This is a genomic window from Microcoleus sp. M2_D5 (genome assembly GCF_036701935.1).
In the GTDB taxonomy this organism is placed as follows: domain Bacteria; phylum Cyanobacteriota; class Cyanobacteriia; order Cyanobacteriales; family Microcoleaceae; genus Microcoleus.
In genome coordinates, this window is record NZ_JAUBRP010000122.1 from 1 (window position 1) to 12,507 (window position 12,507).

Annotated in this window: 10 protein-coding genes; 5 read left to right on the forward strand and 5 right to left on the reverse strand. The window is 46.4% G+C overall.

Going from position 1 to position 12,507, the window contains the following annotated elements; genetic code table 11:
• Positions 1-161: 161 nt before the first annotated feature.
• From QUA50_RS28110 to QUA50_RS28120, 3 genes are all read left to right on the forward strand, one after another.
• Complete coding sequence (locus QUA50_RS28110; protein ID WP_333268529.1) at positions 162-548, forward strand: response regulator; 387 nt, start codon at positions 162-164, stop codon at positions 546-548.
• Between the two features lie 1,195 nt (positions 549-1,743).
• Complete coding sequence (locus QUA50_RS28115) at positions 1,744-2,052, forward strand: DUF1830 domain-containing protein (protein WP_333052260.1); 309 nt, start codon at positions 1,744-1,746, stop codon at positions 2,050-2,052.
• Between the two features lie 74 nt (positions 2,053-2,126).
• Positions 2,127-2,477, forward strand: a complete 351-nt coding sequence (locus QUA50_RS28120) for a late competence development ComFB family protein (protein WP_333268527.1) — start codon at positions 2,127-2,129, stop codon at positions 2,475-2,477.
• A 232-nt stretch (positions 2,478-2,709) separates the two neighbouring features.
• On the opposite strand, the gene QUA50_RS28125 is transcribed toward QUA50_RS28120, so the two are convergent.
• Positions 2,710-3,063, reverse strand: a complete 354-nt coding sequence (locus QUA50_RS28125; RefSeq protein ID WP_333052256.1) for a DUF6464 family protein — start codon at positions 3,061-3,063, stop codon at positions 2,710-2,712.
• Positions 3,064-3,482: 419 nt separating this feature from the next.
• On the reverse strand, positions 3,483-4,214 hold the full coding sequence (locus QUA50_RS28130) for a sucrose-phosphate phosphatase (RefSeq protein WP_333268525.1): 732 nt from the start codon (positions 4,212-4,214) through the stop codon (positions 3,483-3,485).
• A gap of 171 nt (positions 4,215-4,385) precedes the next feature.
• Here QUA50_RS28130 and QUA50_RS28135 point away from each other — a divergent pair, with 171 nt between their 5' ends.
• Positions 4,386-6,635: an iron uptake porin gene (locus QUA50_RS28135; protein WP_333268523.1), complete on the forward strand. Its 2,250-nt coding sequence runs from the start codon at positions 4,386-4,388 to the stop codon at positions 6,633-6,635.
• A gap of 433 nt (positions 6,636-7,068) precedes the next feature.
• Here QUA50_RS28135 and QUA50_RS28140 read toward each other — a convergent pair whose 3' ends face one another.
• The 3 genes from QUA50_RS28140 to QUA50_RS28150 all read right to left on the reverse strand — a co-directional run bounded on the left by QUA50_RS28140 (position 7,069) and on the right by QUA50_RS28150 (position 11,505).
• Positions 7,069-10,437 (reverse strand): PAS domain S-box protein, encoded by a 3,369-nt coding sequence (locus tag QUA50_RS28140; RefSeq protein WP_333268521.1) that lies wholly within the window; start codon positions 10,435-10,437, stop codon positions 7,069-7,071.
• Between the two features lie 48 nt (positions 10,438-10,485).
• On the reverse strand, positions 10,486-10,644 hold the full coding sequence (locus QUA50_RS28145; protein WP_333298960.1) for a hypothetical protein: 159 nt from the start codon (positions 10,642-10,644) through the stop codon (positions 10,486-10,488).
• Positions 10,645-10,845: 201 nt separating this feature from the next.
• A complete protein-coding gene (locus tag QUA50_RS28150) occupies positions 10,846-11,505 on the reverse strand; it encodes an HAD family hydrolase (protein ID WP_333268519.1) in 660 nt (219 codons plus the stop codon).
• Between the two features lie 194 nt (positions 11,506-11,699).
• Between QUA50_RS28150 and QUA50_RS28155 the strand changes: the two genes are divergently transcribed.
• On the forward strand, positions 11,700-12,440 hold the full coding sequence (locus QUA50_RS28155) for a Uma2 family endonuclease (RefSeq protein ID WP_333268531.1): 741 nt from the start codon (positions 11,700-11,702) through the stop codon (positions 12,438-12,440).
• The last annotated feature ends 67 nt before the right edge of the window (positions 12,441-12,507 follow it).

Here is a 12,507-nt window from a genome sequence, read left to right on the forward strand (position 1 = left end):
GTTACATCATCAAATATTTTTAACTGGTTTACACACTGCTGTTATTGTACCTCATCTTTGTGAGAAAGGCTATATATCTTTCAAGAAACCCGGTTGATGAGGCAGCGTGCCTAAGTTTTTTTTCGGTTTACCATGATTAATTTAAAATTAGAGTTTTAATTATGTCAGCAAAGCGCATTCTGGTCATTGATGATGAAAAAAACCTCTGCAGCGTGATTCAGGCTTGTCTGGAACATTTAGGCGGCTGGTTTGTACTAAGCGCACCCGACGGCAGCCAAGGATTGCTGTTAGCTGAAACTCAACTCCCTGACGCTATTCTGCTAGATGTGATGATGCCGGATATGGACGGACTTACTCTGTTTGGTTTGCTACAAAACAATGGGGCTACTCGGGGGATTCCGGTGATTTTCCTGACGGCTAAGGTGCAGGCGATGGATTTGAGCAAATTTGCTGATTTGGGGGTAGCGGGGGTGATTGCAAAGCCTTTCGATCCTTTGAGTTTGGCACAGCAAGTGGCGGAAATTCTGGGTTGGGAACGGTTGCTTTAAACAGGGGTAAAATGCGATCGCAGATAGCATATCAAACTCGGCAGTTGAAACCGCTACTATAGCAATCCTAAATCATTCATGTAAATTTGTAGGGGTAGTGCTAAGAGTGCCTACCCCCTATCTATCGGGGCAACCGGGCGTGGGATTGCCCCTACAACAATTAGGCGAATGATTTAGGGTTGCTATAGACAAACAAAGTCGGCCCAGCCCGACGGCAGAATCAAAGGGGCATTAAAGCCGGATGAGGCTCAAAACTCTCCTTTCTCATTCCCTTGATTCTTGCGAAAATCACGCAGTTATGTTGTTAAACCGGGTTTATGCGTCCAGGAAAGTTCTAGTTTTTCCTGCTATTTTCATAATTTCCTCATTTTTTTGATTTAGCTTTGAGATCGATCGGTGATTCGTTCATTTAAACCCTGATTCCCTAGAAATTCTAGAGATTATCTCAGGGAGTCGGGGTTTTTTGTTACCTGCAAAGCGGATCGGCTATCACCGTATTTACAGGCAGAATAACTCCTCCAGAAGTTACGCACACTTGCCTCAATAACGGTTTTTTTAAACCCGGAATCACAGAGGCAGCCAAGTTTTTTGCTAAAAAACTCGGTTTGGGCCGGCTAATCGAAGATTTACGCAGAGTTACCTGAGAACCTGGTTTATTAACCCAGGAGCACAGATTCAGTCAAGTTTTTGGCTAAAAAACCTGGTTTTTGCCTAACTGTTGTAATCCCGGCTGCGGCCAAAGTATATTTATCAAAAAAAAATGATGGTCTTCATAATTTCCTCATATTTTTTAGATAAAGTTTACTTCGAGCTCAAAATCTGAAGGTCGATCGCACTCTCAGCACCATTCCGCTGCCAAAGAGTGAATCTGTTGTCAGGAGAGTTCGGGAAAGTGACGGTATTTTCGATTAACGGGTGCAACAGAACAACAACGTTAATAAGTCAGGATATCAGCCCTGCATATTAAACAAACCGGGTTTTTTCGCCGGAAAAAAAGGGGTTTTTTCGCCAAACCTCTCAATGTTGGCAGGATTACTCAATGCTAAAAAAATTAATAACTGAAGATGTGGTTCGCGATCTCGAATAACACCCAAAAAATAAGTCTGTCCTTTTGTCAAGAGCCAAACTCACAATTGCCACTAACAGGCAAAGCCAAGTCTCAGTAAGTTTTTGAAAGAGTGTGGAGATTTTTTAAATGTCTGATCGGCTATCTTATAAAGGTAACAACCAGATTCTGTGCTATTACGCAAATGTTACCAACCTAGTTCAGGTGGTTCGGATTGGGAACATTCCTAATTGGTACTTTGAAAGAGTGATGTTTCCGGGACAGCGACTGATGTTTGAAGCTGCGGCAGAAGCAGTCTTAGAAATTCACACTGGTACGGTGGCAAGTGCTATTTTATCCGACAAGATTCCCTGCTACGTGCTGCGGGTTATAGAAGAGGTAAGTTCCGAGTTTGAGCTGGTGATGACCGAAGAACGATGGGCGGTATTAGCCGGTTAAAATTCATGAGAAATCAGACGAAAACGAGAACGGGTACAAAAATATTAGTTAACGAGTGTTTGGGGACAGGGAAAATGCAGAAAAATCTTGTCAATATTACCTTGGCTGTAGTCACAGAGGAAGTAGAAATTATCTTGGAGTCTTATCCGAAGCACCCCTACCAACAAGCTTTTTCGCCTGCGGGATTGCGACAGGATTTAATTGCTTACGTGCTCAGCCGAGTTCCGAATAGATATACTGCGATCGACTCCGGCGAGTCTGTGTCAAACCAAACTGTTCAGGTTCGCTGTTCTTCAGAACAGTTGCTGCACATAGAAAATTTGATTCATACTGGCATTCGCGACGTGCTGCACAGCTATCAGAAGATAGATTACCCCCTACCTGAAGAAGTTAAATTCGATTCGAGAGTTGCTAGTTGGTTTTGATAGTTTATTGTCATTGAGGGAGACGCCGAGATTCTCGGCACTCTCGGTTTCTCAGTTGGGCGAGGTGAAATTGTGTAGTGACGGAAAGCATCCAGGATACCCGCCACGCGATCGATCCGTCCAGAAATAAAAAACCTGTATCCGATAAAGGAGCCGAACGTATTTATCCGTGGGCTCAATGCTTAAATCTAAAATCTAAAATCTAAAATCTAAAATCGATTGACTTGATGGTTCAAGACTTTTGGTAATCGCCACAGCCGTCGCAGGGGCCATTGGGATTGACAGCGCAGCGCAGAATTTCCGATCGAGCATTAAAGCGACAGCTAGCATCTCCGATAACCCAGATGCCGCTTACAAACGTTCTTTCCGTCGGCGGTGTGGCCGACTGCACGTACAGGGCAATTTTTTGCAGTTGGTAGCGGCCGGATTTGAGTTGATAGCGGTGGTGGCGTTCCAAAACAGCGTAGGTTTGTCCCTCTAAATCTACATAGTTCCCCGGTTGTGGCGTCCAATCGAGCCGCAGGCTACCTAAATATTGGCGGGGGTGAGAGAGAATCACCTCTACGGGTAAAGTATTTTGTTCCATGTGGCGGTGCGTTGGCGAACTGAACTAAAGGGGCAAATAGTTGAATCAACCTACATATTGTTCATCTAGAAAGATAAGTTTTTATAGAGAGAGTAATTTAGGTTTAGGCGCTACACTTAACTATAGAACCTTTGGCGATCGGGGGATAGCGGACTGATCTTGGGATAGCCGACTCCCTCCACTACGTTGGGCCCAAGAGGCTAGGAAATAAACTTCAACTCGCTTGAGGTAACTCAAGTTAAGTTCGATTAGGTTTGATAAAGCAGTACACGCTGATGGTATCGCAAGTCGCAGGTGCGATCGATACGCGGTTGAGATTCCTGAACAGATTTTAACTGTTTGCAGGACTTGGGGTGCTTGGGGTGCGTTTGTACTGAGGACTTCACAGCTAACTACAAACCAAACCTAATTTTTGGCAATCAAAATTCCCAAAAATATGCCATTCCTTCCATGATTCCCCAAGCGGAAGCAGAACCGGCTAAATAATGATTTTCAGTGCCGCATTCGCGATGCCATTCTAATAGTTCTGATAGAGCATTCGCGACGATTACTCCCCGGAAATCCTGCTCAAACATACTGATATCATTGCCAGAATCACCGCAAACTAATGTTGCTTCAGATGGAATTTGTAGGCGCTTTTGTAAATAAGTAAGGGCATTGCCTTTATTGCTAGTTTGTGGTAAAATATCTACATTACTATTGCTGCTAAAAATGATTTGAGCTGGCAGTCCCGATTCAATTAACTTTTGCTGCAAAGCCTTGATTGTCGAGCTATTTTCGGCTGCTGGTTCCAGAGTATAACTGATTTTCCAAGGATTTTGTTCTTTTAGGGATTGGGGTTTAAGCTGGGAAAACTGCTGTGCTAAAGAGGCGATCGCTATTTTATCCCAGTCTTGAGAAAGATATTCCGCCCAATCTAAATCGAGGGTTCCGTCTTGGTAAATTTCGCTGCCTACACCTGCGATCGAATAGTCCGGTGCTAGCAGTTGCTTTTGGGCAATTAATTCGCAAGTTGAAGCATGAGAACGCCCGGTAGCGTAAACCAAACAAATTTGCGATCGCACAGGTTGCAAGCGCTGGTTGAAAACTTGAGTTGCTTCGTCATCTCCGACTAGCGTGTTGTCTAAATCTGTAACTAATAAAAACTTCATTTGGGGAATTAGTCAGGAGTCAGTAGTCATCAGTCATTAGCGATCGGGAATCGATCGCTTCCTAAAATAAATTTAACTATTTATAAGAATTTGTTAAACCAACTACATTTATAAGCAAGCTTATCGTTTAAGATGGGCCAGATTTAATTTTCAACAAGTGGTGTGAGTGGTATGGTGAATAATGCAACCTCCGTTAAAGCTTTTTGGCTGTCTTTCTTGATTTCTGGTGCGGCAGTGCCTTTGGGGCCGATCTCCGCAACAGCTCAAATTCAGGATACCTCAACTCCAGAAGTTGCGCTAGAAGCGAGTGCCGTCCCTACGGCTACCCCAGACGCAGCGCTGGCAGCAGGTAAGATTGAGATACCGCAGTTAGCGGCGATTACCGCAGAGACTAACTCCGCAGTCGATCGCGCTTTACCCGACACAGATGCAGCATGGGTGAATGGCGCTTTACCCCAAACAGATATAGCAACAGTCGATCGCGCTTTACCCGAAACAGATGCAGCATGGGTGAATCGCGCTTTACCCCAAACAGATATTGCAACAGTCGATCGCGCTTTACCCAAACAAGATATAGCAAAAGTCGATCGTGCTTTACCCGAAACAGATGTAAAAGTCGATCGCGCTTTACCCGAAACTGATGCAGCATGGGTGAATCGTGCAACAACAACCCCAGAAATAACCGAGGCAATCGGCGAATTGCCCCCACAGAAGTTAGAAATTGCAAACTCTCCTCAGTCTCAACAAGTTGCTGAAGCCAGCAAAGTTGCCGACATCAGCAGCGAGACGGGCAGCGCTGATGACCTCAGCATACAAGAAGACGCAGCACAAGTCACCTCTGTTTCCCAACTCTCCGACGTGCGGCCGACTGATTGGGCTTTTCAAGCACTACAATCCCTAGTTGAAAGATACGGCTGCATTGCGGGATATCCAGACGGCACATTCCGAGGCAATCGAGCAATGACTCGGTATGAATTCGCCGCCGGATTAAACGCTTGCTTAGACCAAATTACCAAACAAATTGGCGGTTCTGCTGGTAATTTAGTCAAGCGAGAAGATTTACTTGCTTTGCAAAGATTGCAAGAAGAATTTGCAGCAGAATTAGCTACATTGCGCGGTAGAGTAGATGCTTTAGAAGCCCGCACTGCCGAATTGGAGGCCAACCAATTTTCAACTACTACTAAACTCAACGGATTTGCTTGGTTTAACCTGACTGGAGCTTTTGCGGGCGATCGAGTCCGAGTTGAAGCGACAAATGGAAATGCTGCTCCGCTCGATCGAGTAGCCGGACGCGATCCTGTCACCAACAGACCAATTGTGCAGAGAGTGGACGATGATCCAGAAATCACTTTCAGCCAATTAGTTTGGTTGACTCTCACTACTTCCTTTACAGGGAAAGACGAATTGATTACACAGCTAGCTGTAGGTAACGGCAATTCCCCAGCCAACCAGTATACTTCAACGGGTTTTTTCAATACATTCGGCACTCCTTTTCTCGATCAAACTGCGGGAGCAAATCCCAATGAAGTTATCCTGCGGGAACTTTCCTATCGGTTCCCGCTTACCAACAGCTTGCAAGTAGTAGTCGGGCCGCGGATTAATTTTTACCGCTACTTTGACAACAATAAATTTAACTTTTTCGTAGACGGTGCGAGCAGCTTTAATTCTAACAACAGCCCTTTGTTAAGCGCTACCAGACGGGGTGCCGGTGCTTTGGCTTTGTGGGATATCGGCCGCGCATTGAAACTGCGTTTTGGCTACTTGGGCGAGAGTACAGAATTTTTGCCAACTTCCGTGTTTAATTCGGCTTCCAATCCGTCTCAAGGGTTGTTTGGCGGGACAAATACGACTACAGCAGAATTAACATTCAGTCCTAGCGAGCGGACTAATTTGCGCTTTTTGTACAGCCGTTCAAACATCCAGCAAATCGGCGGCTTAATTGGATCTCCTAACAGCAAGCCGTTAAACGGTGTGGCAGATGACGGTTTTGGTGGTCGGCTGGGGAATGCGACTGCGAATACTTATAGTTTCAATTTCGATTGGTCAGTCACTCGCGGTTTTGGTCTTTTCGGCCGTTACGGCTACGCCGAAACCAACATATTTCCCAAGACTAACCGACCCGACGGCACGATCAAAAATCAATCTTATCAGTTAGGAGTTGCATTTCCCGATTTGTTCAAAGAAGGAGCTTTGCTTACGGTGTCATATTTAGTACCTTTTGACTTTACTGGCGGTCGGAGGTTTCTGGTTTCTGGCGGAGGGAATGGCGGCACGCAGTACGAAATTGAGGCAACTTATTATTTTCCTCTCACCGACCATGTTTCGATCGTACCAGCATTTTATGCGATCGGCAATCCCAACAATTTCGATAACAACCCGACAATTTTTGTGGGCAATTTGCGGACGCAGTTTAGTTTTTAATTCCCAGCATGGGAACCCAGAAACCGGGTTTTTTGACGAAAAGACGCGTTGTAGCCCGCACCCAAGGTAAAAAACCCAGTTTCTAATACCACTTCTCTAAAAATTTGCTACAGTTTGGGTAGGGGCGGGTTCGCGATAAGATTGGCCACCGAAAAATAACATTGATAAACCCGCCCCCAAGACTGTAGCATTAATTTAGAGAATTGGTGTAAGTAAGTATGGGCGGGGCGGGTTTATATAATTTGTCGATAATTATCAAAAATATAGGCGAACCCGCCCCTACAAAATTTAACATCATACAAGTCCGAATCAAACTGACATGACATCAATTGACACACTCAATAATTAATCCGTGTATTCGTGTTCATCCGTGTAGTGCCTTCCTGATTCCTTCTACTTAGGAATGAGAATTAAATAACTTCCACAATAACAATTAAAATTGTAAGTTATTTAATTCGCGATCCTTAATTGGAATTTCGATGATAAATTCAGTACCTTTACCGGGTTCAGAGTGACACTGCAATTTGCCGTTGTGTTTTTCAACGACAATTTGGTGCGAAATTGATAAACCCAAACCTGTGCCTTTACCTACGGGTTTTGTGGTAAAAAACGGGTCAAACAAACGCACAAGATGATCTTCGGGAATGCCCGCTCCATTGTCTTTAATCCGAATTAAAATGCTCTTGCGATCGAGAGTTTCTGTTTTAATGGTAATCGTAGGAAAGGTATAATCGGCTGTGTTTTTTGCTGGGCTGCTGTTTTCTTCCAATGCGTCGATCGCATTTGCCAATACATTCATAAATACCTGATTTAACAGTCCGGGATGACAGTTTATTTGCGGCAGTTCTCCGTATTCTTTAATGACTTTAATGCCCTGCCAGTTGGGTTTTGCTTTCAGTCGGCTGTTCAACATTAACAAGGTACTTTCTAAACCTTCGTGAATGTCGGCAGTTTTGATTTTTGCTTCGTCGGCCCGCGAGAAATTTCGGAGAGTTTGAATAATTTCTACAATGCGCTCGCATCCTGTCTGCATTGAATTGAGCAATTTTGGCAGGTCTTTTGCTAGAAATTCTAAGTCTATATCTTCGGCTTGTTGCTGAATTTTTGTAGGGGAATTTGGGTACTCTTCTTGATAGACTTGCACGATTTCTAACAAGTCGAGGACGTAGCCTCGGACGTGGCAGAGATTGCCTGCGACAAAGCCCACTGGGTTGTTAATTTCGTGGGCAATTCCTGCTAGCACCTGTCCGAGGGAAGACATTTTTTCGGTTTGTACTAGCTGCATTTGAGTTTGCTGCAAGTCGCTCAAAGCTGTTTGCAGTTCTTGGGATTTTTGCCGAACGCGCGAGGCGGCGGCGGCCCGTTCTTCCTCAACTCCGATCGCCGCGGCAATAATTCCGATCAGCTTGCAGTCGGCTTCTGTGGGCGCGATCGACTCAGTGTAGAGAACGCACATCGCACCCACGTAATTGTCGCCCAGCCGCACTGCTTGTCCCAGATAGCTTCGCAGTTGGTAGCGGATGACAGCGGGATCGATTTGGGCGTAGATCGTGTTCTGCAAGTCAGGAATGGCAACAGCCCGATCGCTTCCTTTGCTGCATACGTCGGTGCAGATGTGGCCCTCGGCGCGATCGACCAGCGGGTAGTCGGGCGGCGCTTGCCAAGTCGCGATCGCGCGCAGCACACCCTCACCGACGTGGCTGTAGATGGCGCAGTTTCCGCCCAAAAGCTCGCCGGCTAAGGATGTCAGCCGCTGGATGTTCTCAGCGGCGTCGGTGGTGAATCCCAAAAAGCACTGGTTGATTTTGCTGAGGCGGTACTCTGCTTGCCTGCGCGCGGTCATGTCGCGGGAGTTGATCACAATTCCTTTCACAGCGGGGTCTGCTAGCAAGTTGATGCCCACACCTTCGAGAAAACACCAAGAACCGTCAGCGCGCCGGAACCGGCCTTCTACGGCGATCGGAGCGCCTGAATTTGCGATCAGTTTTTCGAGGTAGGAAATCACCGAGGCAAGGTCGTCAGGGTGGATAAAATCGAGAACCATTTGACTAGCTAGTTCCTCGGGTTCGTAGCCCAAAACTCTTTTTACAGAGGGGCTTTCGTAAACAATGCGACCGCTTCCGTCGAGAATAGTAATGATGTCTGAACTGTTGAGAATGAGCGATCGCCACTTAGCCTCATTTTGGAACAAAGCTGACTCGGCTTGTTTGCGATCGGTAATATCCTCTACCATTTCCAAAATAAACTGCGGCGTTCCCTGACTGCTGTCGATGACAGAAGCGCTGAGGCGTCCCCACCTGATGCTGCCGTCTTGGCGGAGGTAGCGCTTCTCGATTTGGTAAGCTTCGCGGGAGCCCGCGACTAACTGTTGGCGCAACTGGCGCGAAACTTGTGCGTCTTCCGGGTGCGCGCAGTCGTCGAGGCCGAGACCCCGCAGTTGAGCTTCCGATCTGCCCAGCATAGCTTGAAATGCCGGATTAGTGGCGATCGCCACACCTTCGAGGGTAGCGACTACCATGCCGATCGCAGCGCGTTCAAAAATTGCCCGAAACCGCTGTTCGCTGTCGCGCAAAGCTGCATCCGCTGCCACTTCCTGGGTGATATCCCGCCCCGCCACGGCCAAACCTTTGCGCGAACCGTCGGGGTTGAACAGCGGCACTTTCCGCACTTCAAACAAATTGCTGCCGCCTGTGGGCAACGAGACAATTTGGCGGCGGTCGGTAAGAGTGCCTGCTTGCCAGGTGGTTTCGTCGGTTTCCTGCCAAGTTAGCAGGATTTCTCTGACTCTGGGATCGGCGGCGGCAGCGAGTTCGGCAGTAGTTTTGCCCTGGTAGTCTGCGGTTTCCCAGCCCAAAAGTTGGAGGGCGCAGTCGTTGGCAATCAGCCAGCGCCCCTCGCTGTCTGTGAGGTAGATCGCGTCGGGGACGGCGTTAATAGCAGTTTTCAGCCAGTATTCTCGATCGCGCAGGGCTGCTTCGGCTTGTTTGCGATCGGCGATTTCGGCGACGGTTCCTTCGTAGTAAAGGAGTTCGCCATCTGCGCCGCGGACTTCGCGCACGTTTTCCGAGATCCAGGTTGTGCTGCCGTCTTGGCGGCGGACGCAGGACTCAAACTCTTTGAGGGAGCCGTTTTTGCTGATTTCTGCCATGAAGGAAGCGCGGCGGGTGCGATCGGCGTAAATGTTTTTGGCCGAACATTTTGCGATCAGTTCTGACGGCGAATCGTAGCCGTACATTCGGGCGAGTGCCTGGTTGGCGCTGAGGTAGCGCCCGTCTGGGGCCGTTTGAAATATGCCTTCGGTGGCGTTTTCAAAGATGCTGCGGTATTTTGCCTCGGCTTGTTTGAGGGCTTCTTCTGCTTGGAAGCGATCGGTGATATCAGATTGGACGCCGATGAAGTGGGTGACGGTGCCGCTGCTGTCGCGCACCGGCGAGATGGCGAGTTCGTTCCAGAAGGGGGTGCCGTCTTTGCGGTAGTTTTTCAGAACTACTTTGCAGTCCTGTTGTTCTTTCAGGGCGACGCGGATGCGATCGACGGCCGCGAGATCGGTATCCGGGCCTTGCAGGAAGCGGCAGTTCTGCCCGATTATTTCGCTGCGATCGTAGCCTGTAATCCGCTCGAAAGCCTCGTTGCAGTAGACTATAGGCTTGTCGGGCCGCTTCGCGTCCGCGATCGCGATGCCGTTGCTGGTAGCTGCCAGGGCGCGATCGTACAGTCGAAATACTTCTTCTATTAAATTCGGTGTGCCGCCAGTACGAGTCGGCGATAGCGTTTCAGAAGTAATGCTTATATCGATCTGCATAAGTTTCTATAAATTGAGTTTATTGTAGATACCGACTGCCAGCACACCCTAAAGTTTAACAGAATTTCCCTGTTTTCCGAAGCCAGAAGTTAGAAGGCTATCGTGCAGAATTTGCGCGGTAACTTCTACATAAAAAAAATCTGGCTTCTCTCGGTTTTTTTTTCCTTCTGCCTTCTGCCTTCTGCCTTGTGCCTTCAAAGGAATCATGGTTGTTAATTTATAATAGTTGTTCCAGCGATAACTCTATCTCTGGTATAGTTTATTTTGCAGATTTTTAGCTGCTTACAAATTCGGTTATTTATTTCTGCCGTTAAACAAAAATTTATCATCCGGCTCTAGTAAAAAAATCAATTAAATACTTTATAGTTAAATGAGTCAAACTATTCTCTCAAACAAACAGAGTAAAAATTAATTTTGAACGAACACAGCAAGTTCTGAAATATCGTCGATCGCGAAAGTCGGTTCTAGGGCGAGACACTGAGCGCGATCGCCATATCCGTAAGCCGCCCAACAAACATCTATCCCAGCATTTTTAGCAAACAGCAAATCAACCGCTGTATCGCCCACCATTAAAATTTGACTGTTATCCAACTCCGGGAACAGCGGTTTAATCATCGAGTGAAAAACAGTCGGATTTGGTTTCGGAATTATTTGTCCGTTATCACCTAATATCAAATCAAACAAACTGTGAATTCTCAAACTTTTTAGTAATAAATTAACAAAAGTAACCTGTTTGTTGCTGAAAACTCCCAGGCTCAATCCAGACTGACGCGCCAACTGCAACAATTGCTTTGTCCCGGTAAATAACTCTACCTGCTTTTCACCTTCCGTCCGATAATAAGAGCGGTAAGTTTCCACCCATTCAGGAATTGCGCTTTCCTCGATCGCCGGATGGAGGATTTTAAAACTATTTGGTAAATTGATGCCGATCGTCGCTATAATAGTATCAGCAGCAGGCGGGGTAATATTGAAAGTTTCAAAAGTTTTGGTAAAGCAAAATACAATAGCTTTGTGGGTAATTGCCAAAGTGCCGTCGAAGTCGAAAATAATTAAGTTGTACTGACTCATATTCCGTTCCCAATGTGAAGTAGAATCTTTAAACATTCAAGAGGTCAATCGATTTTAGATTTTAGATTTTAGATTTGAGAATTGAAGTATTGACTTGCGCGAGATAAATACGTTCGGCAAGTTTCTCGGATACACGTTTTTGATTTCTCCACGGATGAATCGCGTGGCGGGTATCCTGGATGCTTTCAGTCAACATGAGTGTCACCGAAAAACCAGAACTTCTAGTAACAGATTTTACCGATTTTCCAAATCACACTCAATTACCAGATTCCGACGGTACTTTTGTGGAAAACTTTCAAGAACATCCTCAAATCATCCTGTTAACAACATCTGTTCGCCCCATTTTAGACCAACTTCATCCCGACGGACAATATTGTATCGGTCAAGATTCCGGCATTTATTGGCGAGTCCCGCAACCCCCAGAACCACTAGCCAATGGAGCCGAAGCACCAGATTGGTTTTACGTGCCCAACGTGCCCCCAACTCTCGACGGAAATATGCGGCGTTCCTATGTAATGTGGAAAGAATTAATGCCGCCATTAATCATACTAGAATTTGTGTCTGGAGATGGCAGCGAAGAAAGAGATAAAACTCCAAGAAAGGGCAGATTCTGGATTTACGAGCAGATTATTCGACCTGCTTTTTACGGAATTTATGAAGTCAGAAAACCCAAAATAGAATGCTATCATTTGGTAGAAAATAGATTTGAGTTAATGTCAAAAAATCAGCGCGAACATTACCAAATCGAGCCAATGGGATTGGAGTTAGGCATTTGGCAAGGAATTTATCAGGGCGTAGAACTGCCTTGGATGCGCTGGTGGGATGCTGAGGGGAATTTGTTGCTGGCTGCTGATGAACGGGTTGAACAAGCGGAATTGGCAGTCGAACAAGCGCAGTCAGAAGCAGAACAAGAGCGGCAAAAGCGAATAAGCTGATACGCAGCTAGATTGTATAATATAAATATAAGATAAGCGATAATTAGTTATAATGTATGCCAGCCAA